Source organism: uncultured Vagococcus sp., from assembly GCF_963518325.1.
Classification (GTDB): domain Bacteria; phylum Bacillota; class Bacilli; order Lactobacillales; family Vagococcaceae; genus Vagococcus_D.
In genome coordinates, this window is sequence record NZ_CAUQJB010000006.1 from 38,234 (window position 1) to 60,974 (window position 22,741).

At 38.9% G+C, this 22,741-nt stretch carries 20 protein-coding genes; 2 read left to right on the plus strand and 18 right to left on the minus strand.

The genetic code is table 11. From position 1 onward, the window contains the following. Nucleotides 1-2: 2 nt before the first annotated feature. The 6 genes from hslV to RWN13_RS07420 form a co-directional block, all read right to left on the minus strand. The gene (gene hslV, locus RWN13_RS07395; protein WP_314061841.1) at nucleotides 3-551 is read right to left on the minus strand and encodes an ATP-dependent protease subunit HslV; all 549 of its coding nucleotides are present in this window, start codon (nucleotides 549-551) and stop codon (nucleotides 3-5) included. Between the two features lie 44 nt (nucleotides 552-595). Then, entirely contained in the window at nucleotides 596-1,495 is a 900-nt protein-coding gene (gene xerC / locus RWN13_RS07400; protein WP_314061842.1) for a tyrosine recombinase XerC, read from the minus strand. Between the two features lie 312 nt (nucleotides 1,496-1,807). Further along, complete coding sequence (locus RWN13_RS07405) at nucleotides 1,808-2,263, minus strand: ASCH domain-containing protein (RefSeq protein WP_314061843.1); 456 nt, start codon at nucleotides 2,261-2,263, stop codon at nucleotides 1,808-1,810. Nucleotides 2,264-2,313: 50 nt separating this feature from the next. Next, nucleotides 2,314-2,673 (minus strand): hypothetical protein, encoded by a 360-nt coding sequence (locus RWN13_RS07410; RefSeq protein WP_314061844.1) that lies wholly within the window; start codon nucleotides 2,671-2,673, stop codon nucleotides 2,314-2,316. A 265-nt stretch (nucleotides 2,674-2,938) separates the two neighbouring features. Next, nucleotides 2,939-3,913: an HD domain-containing protein gene (locus RWN13_RS07415; RefSeq protein WP_314061845.1), complete on the minus strand. Its 975-nt coding sequence runs from the start codon at nucleotides 3,911-3,913 to the stop codon at nucleotides 2,939-2,941. A gap of 186 nt (nucleotides 3,914-4,099) precedes the next feature. After that, nucleotides 4,100-4,579, minus strand: a complete 480-nt coding sequence (locus RWN13_RS07420; protein WP_314061846.1) for a GNAT family N-acetyltransferase — start codon at nucleotides 4,577-4,579, stop codon at nucleotides 4,100-4,102. Nucleotides 4,580-4,688: 109 nt separating this feature from the next. Here RWN13_RS07420 and RWN13_RS07425 point away from each other — a divergent pair, with 109 nt between their 5' ends. Beyond that, complete coding sequence (locus tag RWN13_RS07425) at nucleotides 4,689-5,462, plus strand: HNH endonuclease (protein ID WP_314061847.1); 774 nt, start codon at nucleotides 4,689-4,691, stop codon at nucleotides 5,460-5,462. On the opposite strand, the gene RWN13_RS07430 is transcribed toward RWN13_RS07425, so the two are convergent. The 11 genes from RWN13_RS07430 to dnaE form a co-directional block, all read right to left on the minus strand. Further along, nucleotides 5,455-5,946, minus strand: coding sequence for a hypothetical protein (locus RWN13_RS07430; RefSeq protein ID WP_314061848.1), 492 nt, complete (start codon nucleotides 5,944-5,946; stop codon nucleotides 5,455-5,457). The two genes, RWN13_RS07425 and RWN13_RS07430, sit on opposite strands and share 8 nt — an antisense overlap. 68 nt (nucleotides 5,947-6,014) lie before the next feature. Continuing rightward, nucleotides 6,015-7,316, minus strand: coding sequence for an FADH(2)-oxidizing methylenetetrahydrofolate--tRNA-(uracil(54)-C(5))-methyltransferase TrmFO (gene trmFO / locus RWN13_RS07435; protein WP_314061849.1), 1,302 nt, complete (start codon nucleotides 7,314-7,316; stop codon nucleotides 6,015-6,017). A gap of 98 nt (nucleotides 7,317-7,414) precedes the next feature. After that, nucleotides 7,415-9,493 carry a type I DNA topoisomerase gene (topA, locus tag RWN13_RS07440; RefSeq protein ID WP_314061850.1) on the minus strand — a complete coding sequence of 693 codons (2,079 nt, stop codon included), beginning with the start codon at nucleotides 9,491-9,493 and terminating at the stop codon, nucleotides 7,415-7,417. 141 nt (nucleotides 9,494-9,634) lie between these two features. Next, nucleotides 9,635-10,501 (minus strand): DNA-processing protein DprA, encoded by an 867-nt coding sequence (dprA, locus tag RWN13_RS07445; protein ID WP_314061851.1) that lies wholly within the window; start codon nucleotides 10,499-10,501, stop codon nucleotides 9,635-9,637. Between the two features lie 61 nt (nucleotides 10,502-10,562). Beyond that, nucleotides 10,563-11,339: a ribonuclease HII gene (locus RWN13_RS07450; RefSeq protein ID WP_314061852.1), complete on the minus strand. Its 777-nt coding sequence runs from the start codon at nucleotides 11,337-11,339 to the stop codon at nucleotides 10,563-10,565. Next, nucleotides 11,332-12,192: a ribosome biogenesis GTPase YlqF gene (gene ylqF, locus RWN13_RS07455; protein WP_314061853.1), complete on the minus strand. Its 861-nt coding sequence runs from the start codon at nucleotides 12,190-12,192 to the stop codon at nucleotides 11,332-11,334. Before ylqF ends, RWN13_RS07450 begins: the two co-directional genes overlap by 8 nt. 20 nt (nucleotides 12,193-12,212) lie before the next feature. Then, the gene (lepB, locus tag RWN13_RS07460) at nucleotides 12,213-12,755 is read right to left on the minus strand and encodes a signal peptidase I (protein ID WP_314061854.1); all 543 of its coding nucleotides are present in this window, start codon (nucleotides 12,753-12,755) and stop codon (nucleotides 12,213-12,215) included. Between the two features lie 34 nt (nucleotides 12,756-12,789). Further along, nucleotides 12,790-14,241, minus strand: a complete 1,452-nt coding sequence (locus RWN13_RS07465) for a S41 family peptidase (RefSeq protein WP_314061855.1) — start codon at nucleotides 14,239-14,241, stop codon at nucleotides 12,790-12,792. A 246-nt stretch (nucleotides 14,242-14,487) separates the two neighbouring features. Continuing rightward, nucleotides 14,488-16,251 carry a pyruvate kinase gene (gene pyk / locus RWN13_RS07470; RefSeq protein WP_314061856.1) on the minus strand — a complete coding sequence of 588 codons (1,764 nt, stop codon included), beginning with the start codon at nucleotides 16,249-16,251 and terminating at the stop codon, nucleotides 14,488-14,490. Between the two features lie 51 nt (nucleotides 16,252-16,302). Beyond that, nucleotides 16,303-17,265: a 6-phosphofructokinase gene (gene pfkA, locus RWN13_RS07475; protein WP_314061857.1), complete on the minus strand. Its 963-nt coding sequence runs from the start codon at nucleotides 17,263-17,265 to the stop codon at nucleotides 16,303-16,305. Between the two features lie 163 nt (nucleotides 17,266-17,428). Further along, nucleotides 17,429-20,761 (minus strand): DNA polymerase III subunit alpha, encoded by a 3,333-nt coding sequence (gene dnaE, locus RWN13_RS07480; RefSeq protein ID WP_314061858.1) that lies wholly within the window; start codon nucleotides 20,759-20,761, stop codon nucleotides 17,429-17,431. A gap of 194 nt (nucleotides 20,762-20,955) precedes the next feature. On the opposite strand from dnaE, the gene RWN13_RS07485 reads away from it, so the two are divergent. Further along, nucleotides 20,956-21,141: a YjzD family protein gene (locus RWN13_RS07485; protein ID WP_314061859.1), complete on the plus strand. Its 186-nt coding sequence runs from the start codon at nucleotides 20,956-20,958 to the stop codon at nucleotides 21,139-21,141. Between the two features lie 135 nt (nucleotides 21,142-21,276). Here RWN13_RS07485 and RWN13_RS07490 read toward each other — a convergent pair whose 3' ends face one another. Further along, nucleotides 21,277-22,479: a multidrug efflux MFS transporter gene (locus RWN13_RS07490; RefSeq protein ID WP_314061860.1), complete on the minus strand. Its 1,203-nt coding sequence runs from the start codon at nucleotides 22,477-22,479 to the stop codon at nucleotides 21,277-21,279. Between the last annotated feature and the right edge of the window lie 262 nt (nucleotides 22,480-22,741).

Sequence of the window (22,741 nt, forward strand, 5' to 3'; positions counted from 1 at the left end):
CTCTACAATTCTTCCACAATAATATTGTGGTTAGTAAATACACATATATCACCTGCTACACGCAAGGCTTCGCGAGCTATATCACCGGCAGACAACTCATCTTTACCATGTTGCTTCATGGCACGTGCTGCTGCCAACGCATAATTACCGCCAGAGCCAATCGCTAATATGCCATCATCTGGGGCAATAACCTCGCCAGTACCAGAAACGATTAACATCTCTTTGTCGTTCATGACAATCAACATCGCTTCCAGTTTTTGCATCATTTTATCGCTACGCCATTCCATAGCCAATTCAACAGCTGCACGCATCAAATTACCTTTGTATTCACTTAATTTAGCTTCAAACTTACCTTCTAAATTAAAGGCATCCGCCACACTGCCAGCAAACCCTACAACGACTTGATCATTGTAAATCCGCCGGACTTTTTTTGCTGTTCCTTTCATGACGACTGATTCTCCCATTGTGACTTGACCATCACCAGCCATTGCGAATTTACCGTCTTTTTCAACGGCACAAATTGTTGTTGAATGAAATGTTGTATAAGCCATTCGTGTACCTCCTGATTAATTATCTATATTTATGACTACGAAACCTATGCTCGGGGATGGAAATTTCGGTAATTCTTTTGTAGACTTTCCTTTGTCACATGAGCATAGATTTGCGTAGATGACAAACTAACATGACCTAATAATTCCTGAACCGTCCGCATATCTGCGCCATTATTAAGTAAATGGGTGGCAAAAGTATGACGCAACATATGAGGATGAATTTCAGCTGTTAAACTGCTTTTTTTTATAATTTGCTTCAAAACATATTGAATACCTGTAGACGTAATTTGCTCGCCATGATGATTAACGAAAACATAGTGATGGCTTTTCTGATGTTTTTCCATCAAGACACTGCGACCACTTTCAAAATAATCCAGCAGTGCCTCACCGGCAAATGATCCGAATGGAACATAACGTTCCTTATTGCCTTTTCCGTGTATTAGTAGGACATTGGTTTCGAAATCCACATCTTCCAGTTGAATGTTAGCACATTCACTGACACGAATCCCCGTTCCGTAAAGCACTTCTAATAATGCTTTATTACGATAATCTAGAGGTGCGTGACCTTCAGCAGCTTGGAAAAGGACTTCAATTTCCTTCTCATAAAAAAAACGAGGTAAACGTAATTTCTTTTTCCGCATTTGCACGTATGAAAAAGGATTTTCTTTAACTACCTGTTGCTTAAGCAAATACTGGTAAAAAGAACGTAAACTTGAGATTTTCCGACTAACGGAATTTCGACTATAGTTTTTATCGTAAAGAAAAGATAAATAAATACGTATATCCTGATGGTTGACTTCTAAATACTGATCATCTCCTGTTTCTTTTAAGAAATCAAAAAAATCATTGATATCATCCCGGTAGGCTTCTTGTGTCTTAATTGAATAATTTCGCTCCACCACTAGGTAATCAATAAACTCCTGAAACCAATCTCTATCCAACATAAAAACTCCTCCACTTTTCTTCACATGGTTAATGTATCACAATGAAAAAACGAATACAATTAAATTGTCAGAATTTAATCAATTTTTTCACATTTAGACACACTTTAGTCACAAATGAACAGAATTATCCAAAAAATCAAAAATAAAAGTCATCTAATCAGATGACTTTGTCACTGGATATTTAACCTGAGCCTCGTATGCTGATATTCTTACTCATCGTCTATTTGTTTACCTTATTAGATCCACTTAACGAAATGGCTATAAAATAAAAAGACCTCTCATCGATTGCTGAAAAGTCCCTTGTATTGACGTTTACCTTAAATCACAAATAACCTTAAACCATTCGCAATGGAGTTTCGTTTCTGGACCGAGCACGTCATCAATCAACGTCAGTTGATGCTGATAATAAGCCTGGTGAATAGTTAACCAGTTTTCAAAGGATTCGTCCCCTTCTTCTTCGGCGAATTGTTGCGTAATGTCACTAAAAATACGGGTTTCCGTTTGGACTACTTGAAGAAAGCCAAGGCATTCTTGAGTCCCATTCATTAATACATAACAATCTCCTACTTGACTCGATTTGCGATTGTAGTAATCATTAAGTTGAACCAGTGACGATGTCGCTATCTTTTGACCCTTCATGACTAAAGCCCCTAACTCATTGGCCATCTCTATCGTATTGCCGAATTGTAAGACTGTCAAGTCTTCCGGCAAAGAGTATTTGTGAGCATCTCTAAAAGTTTCCCACTCATCAGCTATGTTATCTAACATGACCTTCCTCCTTAAAAAATAAAGCCAGAGACTATCGCTCTGACTTTATTCTAAAACTGCTTTGCTTTATTTTTTTTATTTTTATTGACAATCAACATCTTCATAAATGCAATCACGTCAGTCAACACAAAGGATATAAACAGGTAACCAAGTAACAGATAAAGATGGTAAGAGGCTTCTGTGTATGTCACATTTTGATCCCATATATTTTGTACACCAAAAAATATTAAACTCCCTGCTATTAGAAAAACACCGAAAATCCTGTTAGTTAATTTCCAAATTCTTCTGCCAAAGTAATAAAAGCTCATACCTTTATACCCAAAAGAACAGGGCTTAGCAGATGCACTAAAACTAAAATAACTACCACTTAACAACATCAACAACACACATGCATTGACGATAAAAGTCATGTTTCCCCTCCTAAATAACCCGAACTCAGCCCATTCGCTTTAACGCGCTAAAGCGAATAGTCGTTCCCCACTTAATATGTCTTTATTATAAATCCAAGTGACTGGCGAATATTGTCAGTTTTTTCTTTTGTTTCTGCAAAATTTGAGACAATCATTAATAATCAGATACCAACAGCAACTATTATTAACTAGTTTAGCTTTTTCTCCGAAGATATGCAACAACATTTTAACGACCTTAAATTGAACTGTTATTTTAAAAAATAAATCAGAAGGCTAAACTTAAGTGTATCCCTCTTTTTGACCTTTCAAATGCAGCTTTATTTAGTTCTTTAATAAACACGGAAACGTCACTCCCTTTAACAATGGAGTTTTTATCGAACGTTATAAAAGGATCTATAATTCGGCTTTTTTGTCGTTGAAATACAATTTGATTATGAACACTTTCAACTAGTTCTGGCGGGTTCTCTAGTTGTTCAAATAAGAGAACCAAAAAAGGAAGAGAAAGATTTTTCAATCGCTCTAGCAATTGCTGGTCATCTAAAAGCAAGTCATCAGGACCTATAAAATCGTGGTTTAAACTGTACTGGATAATTTTAGCCATTCGATCTGCACTAAAAATATTTGCCGGGTCATAAAAAAAATCGATGACCACTTGATAAAACTTTTTAACGAACCACTCTCCCTGCTCAAGAGAGTTAATAACGATTTTTCCTGAGATGATGGTTAAACTTTCTAAGAACGACTGAATTTCTTTAAGAGGATTATCAAAATAATGAAAGGAGTCCCGTAAGGTATAATCGATTCGGTCAGCACACAAAGCTGGTAACTCTTGTTCTAACAGTGTCCACTGCTGATCGTTTGTCAAAATATCTTGCCAGTTAAAACCATAAGCTCCTAATATCTCCGGTATATCCGATTGGGCTAGCAATGAGGCACGAATTAGCTCGTGATAATTTTCTTCTTTATTAGCCAACGCCACATCAACGACGTGGGAAAAGGCTGTGTGTGACACATCGTGGAGCAAACCAGCAATTTGCTCCGATAGGCTACCACCTAATTGTCGGATCAATAACATAACCCCCACTGAGTGCTCATAGCGTGTGACATTCCAAAGGGGATTAACTAGATAACTAGCTCCAGCCTGATGAACCCCCTTTAACCTTTGAATAGCCTTCGATTCAATCAGACTCATTAAAACAGGCTCTATTTCAAATTCTCCATAAATTGGATCCACTATCATACTACTTCACCCTTTCACTGCTGTCTCTCAAGTTTAACCGAACGTACATTCTAAATCAAGTATGAATCAACGAATAGTAAGAAAGTTGACAGACAAAAAAGTTGCTCTATAAGAACAACTTTTCCTCGAGATAGTTCCTGTAAAATAATCATGATAAGTTCGAATTATTTTACAGGATGCCTAAATTTAATTTAATTGAAAGCCACTAACCTGATAATCTGCTTCCGTAAACTCACCTATATAACGACAATTTTGTTCCTGATAAAAACGTTTGAGTTTATCATTACCTGACCAACAATCCAAATAGACTGTCAGACCTGAACTCAATCCTAGTTCTTCACAAAATCGCAAAATAGTTTTTCCATAATCCATCCCTTGATAGTCAGGAAGAACGGCAATTCGCCATAAATACAAAGCTTTTTCCATGACGCCTAAACTCTCTATCTGCTGTTGAGTCCCAAGAAAAAATGTGCCAACAATTTCATTATTTGATTTAACCAAATAAACATTGTGCAAGCCAATTTCTTTTTTTATATCTCCTTGTTGCCAAGGGTAACGCCACTGTCTAACGCCCTTTTCCAACAAGTCCAAGGTCACGTGATTTAGAATCGCCGTCACCAAATTAATGTCTGATATCTTCGCTAAAGTAATCCCTACCGCCATCATATTCTTCCTCTCACACGTTCTCCGAGCTCTATCTTACCTTAATCCACTTCGTCTGACAAGTCCTCTTTTCTGAGGTATAATGGAACAAATACAGTTAAAGGATGTTACAATGACTTATTATCGATTTAAATCACTAAAAGCCTATTGCCCAAAATGCTCTCGCAAACTTGATTTACTTTTCCCCGATGAAAATGTAGGAGAAAGTTTTTATATTTGCTTTAAGTGTCGGTCAATTAGCCAATTTGGAGTTGGTCCCTTAACAAATAAAAATAGTTTAGCTGCCTTTACACTACCTGACCGTAAAACTCAAATTAATCAAGTTCTGGATTCATTACCAGCCAATTTCCACTATAAAGCTAAAGGTAGTCAACTGAGGCTAACAGGAGATACTTATACTCGCCAGTGGTTAAGTATCAGGGAGTACCGCATCAACTTTGACAGTGAACCTCCAACTGCCAGTCTTGATCTAAGAGAAGACCCTAAAAGTTGCAAATGGTGTGGTGACTCCCTGATTGGTTCAAGACGATCCTTTTGTTCAGATCGTTGCTCTCGGGCTTATACTAAAGCTACATTTCGCAATCGCACAATGGCTGCTCTGCCCTATCGGATTGCTTGTCGGGATCGTTTCTTTTGTAGGGGAACAGGCCAGGATCTAGCTCTAACCAACAAATACGGCGTGCGAATTCCAGCTAGTAATGGCCAATTAGACGTCCATCATTTAGTGCTTGTTTCTCAAGGCGGCAGTGACCATGAAAGTAATCTTATTACCTTAACACGTGAGGTTCATCATGACTACCACAGTCAAGTCCCTTATGCTACAGAAATTATTGATAGCATAAAGAACCAGCAATTAGCCCTACATTCAAAAAAAATGATCACTTAATCGATTGTTTTAAGTAATAAAGAACTAAAACTGCTGGCAAAGCCCAAGCGCCATTAAGGCAAAAGGTTGTTAAGGTTAGAGTTGGGCTGATGAGTGCAGAGCCAGTTAAAAAGCTGGCCACAACTGCTAACACTAACTTAAATACCTGCAAGTAATATGGCCACACCATAACAGCTTTCCCACGAGCAAATCTATGATGATTTTGAAAAAAAGTTGCCACTAAAACTAAACTAATCAAAAGCATCACAATCGTATAGAACTGATAAAATGGATTAGCTAAAATAGCCAGTGATTTCTCAACTGTGTGAATGATGGCCGGATCGGTAACATTTGCTAAAGATGGGTTATTCATATCTACGGGCGTTTCCGGATTAAAAATTGCAGGTACCTCCACAAGACTCATGACCCCATTAACGGCTCCAAAAACCAATAAAACCATGTTCCAAAATTTTGCTTTTTTTAAATAATTAGTTAACTTATTCATCTTGACTCCTTTCATTAATCAACAAACCCCTCATCAGCAAATCGCCTGATGAGGGGTTTGTTTGGCTGCTATATTGAACTTAATACATCAGCAGTCGCTGCTAAGGCACGCTCTGAGATAGCGGTGTATCGTTCTTTTTTATCGCGAATTCTTTCAGGCAGTTCCGGAAAAATACCGAAATTAGCATTCATTGGTTGAAAATGTTTACCTGCTGTATGAGTAATATAATAAGCCATACTTCCTACAGCTGTTTCCCGAGGGAAAATGACTGGTGCTTCACCCTTAGCAAGCTTAGCAGCATTAATTCCTGCTACCATACCACTAGCAGCACTTTCCACATAGCCTTCTACTCCAGTCATTTGACCAGCAAAAAACAAGTCGTCTCGTTTACGAGATTGATACGTTGGTTCCAATAGTTCAGGAGAGTTCATAAAGGTATTGCGATGCATAACGCCATAACGGACGATCTCAGCATTTTCCAAACCAGGAATCATCTGAATGATTCGTTTTTGCTCACCCCATTTTAAATGGGTTTGGAAACCAACAATGTTGTACAATGAGGCAGCGGCATCATCTTGTCGTAATTGAATGACAGCATGAGGACGCTTATCAGTTTTTGGATCTTCCAGACCAACCGGTTTTAAAGGACCAAACAGCATGGTTTTTTCTCCACGGTTAGCCATCACTTCGATTGGCATGCAACCTTCAAAGAATTTTTCTTTTTCAAATTCTTTCAGTGGCGCAACTTCCGCATTGATTAATTCATTACGAAAAGCGGTAAATTCTTCTTCATTCATTGGACAATTGAGATAGGCTGCTTCCCCCTTATCATAACGTGATTTTAAATAGACTTTATCCATATCAATTGACGCTTTATCAATGATTGGAGCGGCGGCATCATAAAAATACAAACCGTCAGAGTCGGTAAATTCAGCAATCTCTCCAGCTAGAGCCTCTGCCGTTAAAGGACCTGTGGCAACAATCGTAATTCCTTCGGGAATCGCAGTCACTTCTTCATCAATCACAGTGATATTAGGATGATTACGAATTTTATCGGTGATGGTTTGTGAGAAAGTCTCACGATCCACCGCTAAGGCACCGCCTGCGGGCACGGCTGTTTCGTCAGCTGAATGGATGATTATTGAGTTAAAACGTCGCATTTCCTCTTTTAGAAGGCCTACAGCGTTAGTTATGTTGTTTGCCCGCAACGAATTGGAACAAACTAACTCAGCAAAATTTTCAGTGTGATGAGCAGGAGATTTTTTTATCTTACGCATTTCATAAAGATTTACCTTTACACCAGCCTCTGCTGCTTGCCAAGCAGCCTCACTACCAGCTAAACCAGCACCAATTACATTTACTTCTGTCATTTTGTCACATCTCCTCTATTAATCAAGAATAGGGCAGCTCACTGTTGTGGCTGTCCTATTCGTTCTGTTTTCATGTTTGTTACGGAACTGATGCTTATTTACTTTTGTACATCCTCTTTGTAATCACAGTCGCTACAGACGATTTGTTTACCGCCCTTCACTTTTTTCTCAACTAAGTAGTGCTCACATTTCGGACAACTACGAGCAATCGGTTTATCCCACGAAGTAAACTCACATTCCGGATATCGGCTACAACCGTAAAATAAGCGATTTTTCTTGGATTTACGCTCAATAACTTCCCCTTCTTTACAGGTCGGACATTTAACGCCAATTTCTTTTACAATTGCCATAGTATTGCGACAATCAGGGAAATTACTACAAGCGTAGAATTTACCGTATCGGCCTAATTTAATCACCATTGGATTGCCGCATAACTCGCAATCAAAACCAGCAGGCTCATCTTTAATTTGAATCTTTTCCATATTCTCTTCCGCTTTTTCTAACTCAATAGCGAAAGGTTTATAGAACTTATCGACGACTTTGACCCATTCTTCTTGCTCTTCAGCAATCTTATCCAAGTCTTGTTCCATGGAAGCTGTAAAGTTTACATCAACAATTTGCGGGAAGAATTCAACAATCAAGCCATTGACAATTTCCCCTAGTTCAGTCGGTTCAAATCGCTTGCTAACGAGTTTAACGTAATAACGTCGTTGAATTGTTTCTAAAGTAGGCGCATAAGTCGATGGACGACCTACACCGTTTTCTTCCAAGGTCTTAATTAGTGTAGCTTCACTAAAACGAGCTGGCGGTTGAGTGAAATGCTGTTTAGGCTCCAAGTCAACTACTTTAACAATTTCACCTTCTTCTAAATCAGGCAAGATGTTTTCTTTTTCTTCTTTACCTTCGTCATTTCCTTCAACATAAACTTTCATAAAGCCGTGGAATTTAATTTTAGAACCATTAGCTACGAACATCACACCGTTTTGAACCAAATTCACCCGCATCGTATCGAGTACAGCAGGAGTCATTAAACTTGCCACTACCCGAGACCAAATCAAACTATATAATTTCATTTGATCTTTATCCAAGCGGTCTTTTAAAGAATCAGGAGTTCGCATAATGCTTGAAGGACGAATTGCCTCATGGGCATCTTGAGCCCCTTTCTCACTAGCAGCCGTTTTTTTAATCCCGACGGAATATTCCTTACCGTATGTTGTTTCAATGTATTCTGCCGCTTCTGTCTTACAGACATCAGACAAACGTGTGGAATCGGTACGCATATAAGTAATTAACCCAACCGTTCCTTCTTTACCAAGATTAATACCCTCATATAATTGTTGGGCTACCATCATGGTTTTTCGTGTTCGGAAGTTTAATTTACGAGCAGCTTCCTGTTGCAAACTACTTGTCGTAAATGGTTTAGCCGGATTACGCTTCCGTTCTTTTTTCGTGATTTTTTCAATGGTGTAGTCTTTTGTTTTTAGACGTTTTGTTACCTCTTTAACATCATCTGCATTACTTAATTTGGTTTTCTTGCCGTCAATGCCATAGAAACCCGCCTTAAACTTTTTACGCTTTTTCAAGAAATTACCGTTGATGCTCCAATATTCTTCCGGTTCAAAAGCGTTGATTTCAGCTTCCCGCTCCATGATGATCTTAAGGGCAACTGATTGAACGCGGCCAGCACTCAAGCCTTTTTTAACCTTTTTCCAGAGGATGGGACTAATAGAATACCCAACTAGACGGTCCAAAATCCGACGGGCCTGTTGTGCATCAACTAAATCCACATTGATTGAACGTGGTTCCTTAAAGGCCGCCTTAACAGCATCCTTCGTGATTTCATTAAAAACAACTCGATTTTTATCCGCTAAATCCAAATCCAGTAAATGAGCTAAATGCCAAGCAATAGCTTCCCCTTCTCTATCCGGGTCACTTGCGAGATAGACTTTTTCAGCTTTTTTTGCATACTTCTTTAATTCTTTGATAACCGGACCTTTACCACGAATGGAAATGTAATGAGGTTCGTAGTTGTTTTCGACATCCACACCCATTTTACTTTTAGGTAAGTCGCGGATATGACCCACACTGGCCACGACTTTGTAATTTCTTCCAAGATACTTTTCAATTGTTTTTGCTTTGGCTGGTGACTCAACGATCACTAGATATTTATATGCCATGTAGTTAATTACCACCTTTTTCAATAAACTCTTCTTATTTAATTATAGAAACAAATTATTCATTAACCGAATCGTTTCAATCTTATGTCATATTACACGGGTTTGTCAACATTTGTTCCTTAATTAACAAAAAATTCACGATTAAAGTGATAATTCTTCCAAAATATCCCGGCCCTTTATGACACATTTTGCTCCTTGTTGAATCAGCTCCAAACAGCCTATTGAGTGACCATCGATGACACTTCCTGGGACTGCAAAAACTTCTCTACCAGATTCAAGGGCTAATTGAGCAGTAATTAAGCTGCCGCTTTTTTGTTTTGCTTCTATTATAATAGTTCCCTGAGCTAATCCGGCAATAATTCGATTGCGTGCTGGAAAATGATAAGGCAGTGGAGCAGTCCCCTGAGGGTATTCACTTAAAAGAAGATGCCTATCAGCCAGATACTGTTGCAACCGAAAATTTTCCTGAGGGTAAACCACGTCCAAACCTGTGCCAACAACGCCAACTGTTTGCCCTTGATGTCGGATAGTCTGTTGGTGAACACTGGTATCAATTCCTTTGGCCAGCCCACTGACAATGACGTACTTTTCGACTAATTCAGGAACTAAATTACTGACAATTTGCTTGCCATAACCCGTTGCTACACGAGATCCAACCATGGCCAAAGCTGGTTTCTTTAATAAATCAAGATTCCCACGATAAAAGAGCCCCACTGGAGGATTATAAATTTCTTTTAAGTAAAGCGGATAGTTCTCTGATAAGATTGTTAAAAAACCATCCCGCTGATAAGTTTGCCATAAGTTACTAATCTCACTTCTTGAGCGATCAAAGGACTTTAAGAACTCATGCCGGTAATTAGTTTTAACTTGCGCAATTGTTAGCCATTCACTGGCCGTAATTGATTGCCAATCCCCTTCTAACGCAAAAGCAACCACTTTTAATAAACCCTTATTCCCAATTCCGCGAACATGTTTCATCCGATAAATAAAAAAATCCAATTCATCCATAAAAAAGCCTCCTTTTTAGTATCTATAATAAAGATACGCAAAAAAGAAGGCGAGTCATTTTTTAAACAAAAAAGTTTTTGACTGGAGCAAAGGTTTTACGATGAATGGGACACGGTCCGAATTCGTCTAAACCAGCCAGATGGTCTTTTGTGCCATAACCAGCATTTTTCTCAAAACTGTAACCAGGATATTGTTCCCCATATTTTTTCATTAAGCGATCACGGGTGACTTTTGCTACTATACTTGCCGCAGCAATCGACACACTTTTAGCATCACCTTTGATAATACTTTCTTGGGCGATCGGTACATCTTCTAATTTCATAGCATCCAATAACAAATAATCCGGTGTAAACGATAATTTTTCAACGGCTTCCTTCATGGCAAGCTTAGTCGCTTGATAGATATTAATCTGATCTATGGTTTCTTCGTCCACGATGCCAATTCCAACTGCCACAGCAGTTTCACAAATTTGAGTAAACAAACTGTCTCTTTTTTTCTCGGATAATTTTTTAGAATCGTTGACTTCTAATAATTCACAATTATTAGGTAAAATAACAGCTGCTGCGATGACTGGTCCAGCCAATGGACCACGGCCCACTTCATCAATCCCAGCAATTACCTGATACCCCTTTTGAATAGCTTGTCGCTCAAAATGACGCAGAGTGTGAGCTTCCAAACGTAAAGCTTCAGCCTTCGCCAGGCGTTTGTGAAAAGCCACCAAAAGCATGGCAACCCCCTTACGAGAATCTTGTTCCAATTCTAAAATATAAGGATCGTCAGACATGTGTATATGGCTCAATTTCGCCTTGATTTCAGCGATTGGTGCCGGCTTACTCATTTCTCTCAGCTCCCATTTCATCGTAACGATCCAAAGTGAATCGGCCTAACATTCCATCTCTAAGTTCCCGAATAATCATTAAGCTAGCTCGTTCATAATCATCTCTAAAGCCACGCTTTTTAGCAATTAAAAGAAGTTGGTCAACATCAGACAGTGCTGCTTCTGTCTCACTAAACTGATAACGTTTTGCCAGTTCGTCAGGGTAAAACTGATTAAAAAAGCGAAGACCATATAAAGCTAAATCATCCATATGGAGCAAGTCGTCTTTAATCGCACCAGTTAATGCCAATTTTCGGCCAATTTCTTGGTCTTCAAACTTTGGCCATAAAATTCCTGGTGTATCTAATAATTCCAAATCTTTGCCGGCTTTTAACCATTGTTGTCCTTTTGTAACGCCTGGACGATTACCGGTTTTAGCCACATTCTTTTTGATTAGGCGGTTCATCAAGGTGGATTTTCCAACGTTGGGAATACCGATAACCATGGCGCGAACCGCTTGGGGTTTCATGCCTTTTGACAGCTGTCTTGCAATTTTTTCTTGCAGCACTTCTTTACAGGCCGGCACAATATTGTTAATACCACGGCCTTCATTTGAGTTAATAATAAGGGTTCGGTGGCCTTGTCTTTCAAAATACTGTTGCCATTTTTGAGTTTCACGACCATCAGCCAAATCTGCTTTATTTAATAAAACCAAACGTGGTTTTTGTTGGATAATTTCATCCATCATCGGATTTCGACTTGAAATTGGCAAACGAGCGTCAACCAACTCCAGCACTATATCAACATACCTTAATTTTTCAGTTACTTCTCGGCGGGCTTTCGCCATATGACCTGGAAACCATTGAATTGTCATTTACGCACACTCCATATCTTCTATCTGATTAACCCAAAATCATTTAATGGGTAGTATACCATGCGAGCTTTCCCAATTACTTGGGTACTCTGGACTTCTCCAAAAGAACGACTATCCTTGCTTAAGCGACGGTTATCACCTAAAACGAAGTAAGAATCTTTTGGTATTTCTTTTTGAGACAGTATATCTGCTGTATCAAAATTAGTGGTGTATTGATTGCTGCTACGTTTTATTTTCGCTTGACCAAGAAAATCTTCCTCAACCCTTTTGCCGTTGACTAGCAATTCATCATCTGTGTACTGAATATGCTCCCCTGGCATGCCAATCACTCGTTTGATATAGGTATTTCCATCGGGTAATTTAAAAATAATCACATCAAATCGTTTAATTCGGGAAAATTTTTCATACACAATTTGATCATTTTGTCGCAGTGTTTTAGCCATTGAATTGCCTTCAACTTCCATGGGAATGAAGACGAAACCTCGTATTAAAAACACTAAAACGCCGGCAAGGACGATCATTTTAAGCCAATATAACGTCACTTCAATTAGTCGTTCTCTCATCTGCCACTCCCATCTTGTTACTTTTACTCTGTGACTATTTTAATTTCTTTACTTCTTCCAAGGCTTTTTCATACGGCAAGTCTTTTGCGGTCATCTTGCTAATTAATTTTAATTCAATGGCTGAGGCAGTCTCATCATCCACAATCCCAGTCACAGGTAATTTATCAGTTTCTTGGACTTTTTTGACAGCTTCAATGGTTTCGGCTGTATAAGTATCTGAGTCAGCTGAAACAGACTCATCTATCCCACTAAGTACCAGATTCAAATTCTTAATCTCTGGGCTTTTTGCTCCTTCTTCATAACTTTCTTTACGATCAATGGCACTCGATTCATAGTAATCAGGTAACTCAACTTTAACACTAGGCTCAAATCCTTTTTCGTGAATCCATTCTCCTTTAGGCGTTAACCACTTACTAGTTGTTAATTTCAAATCAGTATTATTTTCAAGTGAATTAACTGTTTGAACCGTGCCTTTACCAAAGGTTGTGCTGCCAATCACGGGAATCTTAGCTGACTCATTTAAAGCAGCTGCAAAAATCTCTGATGCACTGGCACTGCTGCCGTTTACCAGAACAACTGTCGGTTCCTTGATTTTGAAACCACCGTCCAATTCCTTACCAGCCACCAACTCCTGCTTATTCTGGTCTTTATCTTCAAAACTAACAATCGTCTTACCGTTTTTCAAGAACATGCTAGACATTTTAGCTACTTGATCCAATAAACCACCAGGATTATTTCGCACATCCACCACAAAGGATTTCGCACCGTCTTTTCGCAAAGCTGTCACAGCCTCTTCAAACTCTTCTGCCGTATGTTTCGTAAAGCTTTTAACTTCAATATAGCCAACGGTCTTATCTGTTTCATCGAGAGTCCCTTTGACCGTTTCCAAGGCTATTTCATCTCGGGTAAGGGTTACATCAAAGGTTTCGTCCCCTCTTAAAATCGTTAAGGTCACGTCAGTTCCTTTTTTCCCTTTAATCGTCTCCACCACATCATTTAATGTCCGTCCTTTTGTTTCTTTACCGTCCACTTTTGTAATGATGTCACCTATTTTCAGATCAGCATTTTCGGCGGGCGAGTTTTTCATCGGTTTTTCTGCAATAACCGGCTGTTCATTCTCCATGCTCATGGTTGCGCCAATTCCTTCAAAACTGCCGTCAATCGTCGAGTTCAAACTTTCAGCATCATCCCCGCTAAAATAATCCGAATAAGGATCATCCAAAGCCGTTGTCATCCCTTTAATAGCACCATCAATCAAGGCTTCTTTATCAATCTCACCGACATAATCAGATACAATTGTTTCATAAGTACTTGTTACTTTTTCCAGATCAGACGAATGAGGGTAGCGATTCACTTCATTTACCTTTTCTCGCTCATGTTTAATTTCATTTAGTTGATAAGCACCACCACCAGCGATTATCGCCACGCAAATTAAAGAAATAATATGGCGACTATAAGGAATCCCATTATTATGTTTGTTATTCACTCGTTCACACTCTTTCCGTCATATATTAAGCTTACTTACAGATTTATTTTGTTTAACTATCCTGTATCAGCTCAAAACTGCTTCCTCCATTCTACCATAAAATGACAGGAATTCCCGATAAAAACCTGATATCTTCCCAATAAAATCATAATTTATGCATAAGAAAAGCGGTCTTCACCCAATTTTTTTAGATAACACCCAAAAAAGTCAGGAAGAATTTTCTTCCTGACTAAATAATCACTTCTATTAAGCTAAAACACTAGCTGCACCACTGAAAATCATACCGTGACGTGGATCGATAGTCACAAGTGTGTCATTAGCGATAACAGTTGTCGCATCTTTAGCTCCAACGATAACTGGAATTCCTTTAGCGATACCGACAACAGCCGCATGTGATGTTAACCCACCATCTTCAACTACCAAAGCCCCAGCTAAATCGATTGCAGGCATGTAATCTTTATCAGTTGTTTTAACAACTAACACACAACCTTCAACTGCGAATTTATTGGCTTCTTCAGCAGAGTTAGCAACAACAGAGGTACCGATAAATGAATCGCGGCCAATCCCTTGACCGTCTAATAATTTAGAGCCAATTAATTGAATTTTCATCAAGTTAGTCGTACCACGTTCACCTACTGGAACACCAGCAGTAATTAAGATTAATTCGCCTTCTTTTGCAAAACCTGATTCTTTTGCAATTTCAGTTGCCACGTTAAACATGTCATCCGTTGATTCAGGTTTGCCAGTAACCGTTGGAAAAACACCCCAAGTAAGTGCTAAGCCACGTGCTTTACGCTCGCTGAATGTCAAAGCCACGATATGTGATTTTGGACGGTATTTAGAGATCATTTTAGCTGTGTGACCAGATTCTGTTGCAGCGACGATTGTTTTAATTCCCAAGTTACGAGCAGTATGACCAACAGATTGACCAATCGCTTCTGTCATGTCAGTTTTGCTGTATTTTTTAAGTGCGAATGCATCTTGATCAACAAGAGCTTCTTCCGTACGTTCAGCAATACTTGTCATTGTTTTCACTGATTCAACTGGGTAATCGCCAGCAGCTGTTTCACCTGATAACATAATAGCGTCTGTACCATCATAGATAGCATTGGCAACGTCACTCGCTTCAGCACGAGTTGGACGAGGATTTTTTTGCATAGAATCAAGCATTTGTGTCGCAGTAATAACTGGTTTGCCAAGTTCATTACATTTTTTAATCATTAATTTTTGAGCGATAGGCACTTCCTCAGTTGGAATTTCCACACCTAAGTCACCACGAGCAACCATCAAACCATCAGAAACGCGTAAGATTTCGTCAAGTTTATCAACACCCTCTTGGTTTTCAATTTTAGAAATAATTTGAATATGAGTTGCGTCGTTTTTCTCTAAAATATCAGTGATTTCCAATACATCGCTTGCACGACGAACGAAACTTGCTGCGATAAAATCAACATCTTGAGCGATACCAAACTCAATATCAGCCGCATCTTTTTCAGTAATACCAGGTAAGTTAATTGAAGCACCAGGAACGTTAACCCCTTTTTTACTACCTAAAAGACCTTCATTTTGAGCGATTGTCACTAATTCATTGGCAGCTTTATCGATTTCCACTACTTCTAAGTCGATTAAACCATCATCTAATAAGATATGAGTACCAACTTCTACATCATTGATTAAGTCTTCATAAGAAACTGAGAATTTTTCCGGTGTTCCTTCAACTTGGCTCATTGCAATGCGAACACTTGAACCTTTAACGATTGTAATTTTTTGACCGCCAGCCATGTCATGTGTGCGAATTTCTGGACCTTTTGTATCCAATAAAATCGCCACGCGATGACCTGAAATTTTTGATGCTTCGCGGATATTTTTAATACGATTGCCATGTTCTTCAAAATCACCATGAGAGAAATTAAGGCGGCAAACGTTCATTCCCGCATTCATCAAGTCTACTAGCATTTCAACTGTTTCACTAGCTGGTCCAATGGTACAAACAATTTTCGTTTTTTTCATTAATAAAACGCTCCTATATTCAAATTATTTAATAACAAAGTTAAGGTGTTACTAGAAAGAAATTTCTTGATTCAATGTATACAATGACAAATCAGGATGGTGTTTCCCATTCTCTAAGGTGTCAACAATATCAGTTGCCACGATTTCATTGTCGCGAATACCGATACACAATCCGCCTTTGTTCTCTTTTAATAACTCAACAGCTTTCCAACCAAACTTACTGGCTAAAACCCGATCTCGAGCAGAGGGAGAACCCCCACGAACCACATGGCCTAAAACAGACACACGGGCATGGAAATCACCATATTCAGCTAGTTTATCAGCAAAATCATTACCGCCCATCACACCTTCAGCTAAAACAATTAAGCAATGTTTTTTGCCACGGTCACGACCTTCTTTGATTTTCTTAGCCACAGAAGCCATATCAAATTCATGTTCAGGAATAATGATGTCATCGGCACCACCAGCCACACCAGCCCAAAGAGCGATGTCACCAGCATTGCGGCCCATTACTTCAATAATAAATGTCCGAACATGAGATGTTGCCGTATCACGAATTCTGTCAATTGATTCCAACACCGTATTAATAGCAGTATCAAAACCAATAGTAAAATCAGTTCCAGGGATATCATTGTCGATTGTACCAGGAATCCCAACAGCCGGGAAACCATGTTTCGTTAATGCCATGGCACCGTGGTAAGAACCATCGCCACCGATGACAACCAAGCCTTCAATGCCGAATTTCTTTAATTGTTCAATCCCTTTTAATTGCCCTTCAACTGTTGCAAACTCAGGGTAACGGGCAGAATACAAGAATGTACCCCCACGTTGCACTTTGTCGCCAACATCAGCAATCTCTAATTTACGAATATCTCCAGCTACTAGACCGGCAAATCCGTAATTAATTCCGTAAACTTCTAGTCCATCAAAGATTGCTTTGCGGGTTACCGCTCTGATGGCCGCATTCATTCCTGGGGCGTCCCCACCGCTTGTTAAAATAGCGATACGTTTCATTCAACTTTCACCTCAATAATTATTTTGAAACTGCTTTAGAAAAGACGGTTAAATGTATTTAATACTTAAACCTCGAATTCATTCTACCATTTTTTAAATGAAAAGTCTTTGTAAAACAGAAAAAATCATGAAAAAACATGAAAACACGTAGATAAACCCTTTATCACCTAAAAATAATATTCTGCTTATCCACTAAATAGGATAACTTATTTTTTAGCTCAACGGTCTCTTTTACCCAAAATTCGTCAGATAACGCAATTTTTTGGGCACTTTGTTCGTCAAAGATAATCACTGGGTTATTTCCCGGATGTTTCTCTAGAGTTTCTTTGATGCGGTCTAAGACATCTCGCGTTTCCTGTCCCCTACTAATTTTTAAATAGCAAATCTTTGAACCGATGCTCTCTTTGAAACTTTCGGCCAAAACGACCGTTTCACCGATAATCTGTAAAGCTTGATTGTACGTACTTCTTTCCACCTTCCCTTCAACAAAATAAACTTTATTTTCATGTAAATCATTCCCAATTTTACGGTAAAGTTGAGGGAATATCGTTACAGAAATTTCTGCAGTTGAATCATTGCCTTCAATAAACGCCATTTGCTCGCCCTTTTTAGTGCGAATCACGCGTATTTGGCGACTGTAAACCAAAATACTACCTCGCTTGCCAATCTCCACCTGATCGATTGAACGAGCATTTTTGACAATTCGCAAAGTCTGGTATTCGTCTACTGGATGGCCGGACAAATACGTTCCCAAATAAGTTTCTTCTTGATCCAGTTTTTCTTCAATGGAATAATCACTGACGGTTTCCTTCTTCAAACTTAAGATGGAAAGAAGATCTAGACTGCCACCACTGAACGAAATATTTTTAATCATCCCTTCTAAATCAACGACCAGTTGCTTACGGTTACCGTGAAGGGAATCAAAAGCGCCAATATAAATTAATGGTAAAATATTGTCTTCTTTTAGCCATTTTCGATCAATCCTCAAAAGAAAATTATCCAAGGATTTATATGGACCATCAGCTTTCCGAACGTCCAAGACATTACGGATAAAGTCCTTTCGAATCCCTTTTAATGAGCTAAAACCGAAAAGAATCGCATTTTTCTCTAGAAAAAAACTGTAACGACTTTGATTGATATCAGGTCCTTTTACTTTTAGACCAAACCGCTTAGCTTCCGTAATATACTCTTTTATTTTCCCGAGGTTGTGCCTTACGGAATGAAGTAAGGAGGCAAAAAAAGGAGCTGGGTAATGGACTTTTAAATAGGCCATTTGATAGGCGATAAAGGAATAGGCCATGGCATGAGATCGGTTAAATCCGTAGTTGGCAAAACGCTCAATATAATCATAAACTTGATTAGCCACACCCTCAGAATAACCTAAATTTAAAGAGCCTTCAACAAAATGACGACGCTGCTCATCTAACACCGTTTTTTCCTTTTTACTGATGGCCCGACGCAAAATATCCGCTTCGCCATAAGAAAAGCCCGCCATCTTGGAAACGACTTGCATAATCTGTTCCTGATAAACAATAACACCATAGGTCACATCGAGTATTTCTTGCAAATTTGGATGAGGGTAATCGACTGGCACCTCCCCTTTTTTTCGAGAGATAAACAAGTCAATGTTATCCATTGGCCCCGGTCGATAAAGTGCGTTAACCGCAGCTACATCTTCAATTGAGGTCGGTCCTAACTTGCGCAGAACATTTTTAATCCCTGCTGACTCAAACTGAAAAATCCCAACAGTTTGAGCCTTGTAAAAAATATCCAAGGTCTTTTTATCATCCATTGGCAAATCTTTCAAAATAATTTCTTCTTTATAGACCCGTTTAATCTGTTGAATCGTATCGTCCAGAATAGATAGATTGCGCAGGCCTAAAAAGTCCATTTTCAGCAAGCCAATCGCTTCCACGTCTCCCATTGTAAATTGAGTTAAGGGAATTTGATTGGAGCCAAGCTGCAAGGCAACCAAACTAGTTAAATCTTGGTCGCTAATCACCACACCAGCTGCATGAGTTGACACATGTCTGGGCAAGCCCTCAATTTTAACTGCTACTTCAAAAATCAACTTATTACGTTCACTGTCTTCTACTAGTTGCTGTAACTTGTGAGATTGTTTAAATGCCTCTTCTAAGGTGATTTTAAGGACGCTAGGGACCGCTCCAGACCATTGATTAGCTTCGTTCTGAGATAAGCCGAAAACGCGACAGACGTCACGCAAGGCCATCTTAGCAGCCATCGTGCCAAATGTAGCAATTTGTGCCACTTGATGGTGGCCATATTTCTGACTGACGTAGTGAAGAACCTCATCACGCCGATTGTCAGGAATGTCCAGATCAATATCGGGCATGGTATAACGCTCTTTATTCAGGAAACGTTCAAACAATAAGTCATACTCAATTGGATCGACTTCGGTAATACTTGTCACAAAAGAGACTAGTGAACCAGCTGCTGACCCCCGACCAGGTCCCATGACAATTTTTTGCTCAGCTGCAAACTTCATCACATCCCAAATAATTAAAAAATAATCATCAAATCCCATATCGCTAATGGTTGACAACTCTAATTCTAAACGATCAAGGTAGCGCTGGTCAGGATTTTTCACTCGTTGTGGCAAGTTTTCCTGACAAATTTTTCGCAGATAACTAGCAGCTGTCTCTCCTTTGGGAACATCAAAGTGAGGCAATAAGGTCTGGTGGAACATCATCTCAAACTGACAAAGAGCTGTGATTTTCTGGGTATTTGCCAAGGCGCTTATCAATTGATTTTTTTCGTATTTATCTTCTAAATCCGCAGCAGTAGACAAAAAATAATGCCCTGCTTGTTGAATGTGTTCTGGACCAATCCGCGTCCCCTCATCAATATGCCTTAAAACCTTCAAGGAAAAATCATCACTAGGATTTAAATAACGAACATCTTCAAGCGCCACTTCTTTAATTTGATGACTAGCCAGAACTTTTAACCAGTGCTGTTTACGAGGTTCTTCTTCATAAAGTGACACCCCGCCAAATAAACTGTCATCATCCACCTGCTGCTTTAAGTTGGCAAGAGTCTGATTGAGTTGTTCGGTTCGCTGCTCTTGATACAAGGTGGCAATCGTTGATTGTTCATCAGGGATAATTACTACCAAATCATGTAAATGCTCTTGGAACTGCTTATAATAATAATGCTCAGTCGGCTCTAACTCCATTTTGGCAGTCGAAATTTTTAATAAGTTTTGATACCCCAGCTGATTTTTTGCTAATAAGATTAAGCGGACATCCTGATCCTCTTGAGTGGACTCGCGATATTCTATTGTTAAACCAATTAACGGCTTGATTTGCTGCTTTTGACAGGCTTGATAAAACTCAGCAACACCTGACATCACATTTAAATCTGTGATTGCAAGAGAGGTAAACCCACGTTCTTTGGCTGTTTTCACAAGCTCGTCAATACGAATAGTACTCGCCAATAACGAATAAGCCGTTGTCACTTGTAATTGTGCAATCTCCATGCCACTTCCCCCTCCATCTGTACTCTAGAGTCTATTATAACATGAAAACAAGCATTCGTAATTTTTTAAGGATAACAATTTACAGCATTTTACAATTGAATCAGGCAGCTAAAAAAATCAAGAGATGAACGACTTTCTCTTCCACTCATCGGTAAATTGTGCTAAAATATGCTAGTGAAGAGAGGTGTTACAATATGCGTTATGTCATCGTTTTAGCATGGTCATTAATCTTAGGTCAAATTGTTGCTTATCTTGGTGCAGCACTAAATCATGGTTTATATAATTTCCCTCAAGCTGTAATGGGGTCAATCGTCATTGCACTCTTTGTGATTATCATTGGTGAAGTTTCTCAACCGAGTAAAGAACAATCAAAAAATTAATCGTTAATAAGACGTTATAAAACTTCTTATGACTGGCTGCTTCCTAAAGGAAACAGTCTTTTTTTGCCAAAAAACAGTCAGAGACAGTTGATTATCTCTGACTGATTCAAATTCGTATAGCTACATCACACCTGGCTAAAAAGTGATTTTCTTGCCAAGTGTTCCTTTAAAATTGATCAACGAAATTCCAATATTCACCAGTATAAAACAAGAAGTCCCAATAAAAACACCGCCGTAACCAAAACCAGCAGCAACCGTCGATCCTACCATTGGCCCCAAAACCTGTCCGAAGTTTTGGGCCATTTGATTAAAACTAAAGATGCGACTGACACCCTCTCGTGGTGTAATTCGGCTAATTAAAGAATTAATGGAAGGCATCAATGCGCCTGTAGAAAATCCCATCATAAAACGTAATGCCCCTAATTGAAATGGGGTTTTAACAAAAGCCATGGGGAAAATACAAAGTAAGAAAAAGACCAAACCGCCAATCAACACATTCTGATTTCCCACTTTGTCACCTAGCTTACCTAGAAGGGGTGAGGATATAAAAGCCGAAATCCCAGCAACAGATACAATCAAACCGCTGACGAATAAAATATTGCCACTTGCACCGCCAAGTTGACGGATATATAAAGTTAAAATAGGACTGATACTAGTAATTCCTATTTGTAATATTAGAGTAGTGATAAACAAACCAAACAACATCGTCGGATTTTTAATTTTACTGAAAATTTCTTTTGTGGAAATAACATTCTTTTTCTCAACAGGTATAAAATCCTCTTTAACAAAAAAAATCGTCAGAACCGTATTTATTAATAGAACCGCACCGGTAATAAGAAAGACATTTTCAATCCCGAAAGCTCCCGCTAAGGCGCCTCCCATTAATGGTCCAATCAGATTACCTGCTACAGTACCAGTTGCCAGTGTACCCAAAGCCCAGCCATTTCTCTCTTGAGGAACCTGGGAAGCAATCATAGCAGTCGCGTTAGGAATATAACCCGATAAAACGCCTGTTAAAAATCGCATAACTAATAACCACTCGACGTTTGGCACAAAGGCTAAGGCGCCCATAGAGATAGTCATTCCCGCCGCAGCTCGAACCATCATTAATTTTCGGCCTTTCCGATCAGCTAAGTTCCCCCAAATAGGCGCCACAATCGCAGCTGCAAAAGCGGTGACACTGATTGATAGTCCAGCATAAAACTCAATTTTATTGGATGGTGCTCCTAGATTCTCTATGTAAACAGGAATAAAAGGCATTACCAAACTAAAGCTTGCGCCTGTAAAAAAACAGCCAATCCAGGCAATGTATAAATTTCGTTTCCAATCGACTCGCATTTAATCTCTCCAGTATTTTTCTTTCAACACACTCTCGTGATCAAAATTAGTTACTTATTTAAGTATACACCTTATGAGGTAACATAATGAGACATATCAAGGAAAAAAAGTGATTTCACAAAATTTATTAATGTTACCGAATAAAATCGTCACTATGACTAGTCTACATATAACACTTGAAATAATCAACTAGATTGAATTTTTTATCTCTCTGTTAAATGACAGGTAAAAAGCCTAATCACTAGAATGGACATCTAGTTGA

Coding starts and splice junctions, on each gene's coding strand:
- hslV (WP_314061841.1), bottom strand. CDS start 551: ATGGCTTATACAACATTTCATTCAACAACAATTTGTGCCGTTGAAAAA.
- xerC (WP_314061842.1), bottom strand. CDS start 1,495: ATGTTGGATAGAGATTGGTTTCAGGAGTTTATTGATTACCTAGTGGTG.
- RWN13_RS07405 (WP_314061843.1), bottom strand. CDS start 2,263: ATGTTAGATAACATAGCTGATGAGTGGGAAACTTTTAGAGATGCTCAC.
- RWN13_RS07410 (WP_314061844.1), bottom strand. CDS start 2,673: ATGACTTTTATCGTCAATGCATGTGTGTTGTTGATGTTGTTAAGTGGT.
- RWN13_RS07415 (WP_314061845.1), bottom strand. CDS start 3,913: ATGATAGTGGATCCAATTTATGGAGAATTTGAAATAGAGCCTGTTTTA.
- RWN13_RS07420 (WP_314061846.1), bottom strand. CDS start 4,579: ATGATGGCGGTAGGGATTACTTTAGCGAAGATATCAGACATTAATTTG.
- RWN13_RS07425 (WP_314061847.1), top strand. CDS start 4,689: ATGACTTATTATCGATTTAAATCACTAAAAGCCTATTGCCCAAAATGC.
- RWN13_RS07430 (WP_314061848.1), bottom strand. CDS start 5,946: ATGAATAAGTTAACTAATTATTTAAAAAAAGCAAAATTTTGGAACATG.
- trmFO (WP_314061849.1), bottom strand. CDS start 7,316: ATGACAGAAGTAAATGTAATTGGTGCTGGTTTAGCTGGTAGTGAGGCT.
- topA (WP_314061850.1), bottom strand. CDS start 9,493: ATGGCATATAAATATCTAGTGATCGTTGAGTCACCAGCCAAAGCAAAA.
- dprA (WP_314061851.1), bottom strand. CDS start 10,501: ATGGATGAATTGGATTTTTTTATTTATCGGATGAAACATGTTCGCGGA.
- RWN13_RS07450 (WP_314061852.1), bottom strand. CDS start 11,339: ATGAGTAAGCCGGCACCAATCGCTGAAATCAAGGCGAAATTGAGCCAT.
- ylqF (WP_314061853.1), bottom strand. CDS start 12,192: ATGACAATTCAATGGTTTCCAGGTCATATGGCGAAAGCCCGCCGAGAA.
- lepB (WP_314061854.1), bottom strand. CDS start 12,755: ATGAGAGAACGACTAATTGAAGTGACGTTATATTGGCTTAAAATGATC.
- pyk (WP_314061856.1), bottom strand. CDS start 16,251: ATGAAAAAAACGAAAATTGTTTGTACCATTGGACCAGCTAGTGAAACA.
- pfkA (WP_314061857.1), bottom strand. CDS start 17,265: ATGAAACGTATCGCTATTTTAACAAGCGGTGGGGACGCCCCAGGAATG.
- dnaE (WP_314061858.1), bottom strand. CDS start 20,761: ATGGAGATTGCACAATTACAAGTGACAACGGCTTATTCGTTATTGGCG.
- RWN13_RS07485 (WP_314061859.1), top strand. CDS start 20,956: ATGCGTTATGTCATCGTTTTAGCATGGTCATTAATCTTAGGTCAAATT.
- RWN13_RS07490 (WP_314061860.1), bottom strand. CDS start 22,479: ATGCGAGTCGATTGGAAACGAAATTTATACATTGCCTGGATTGGCTGT.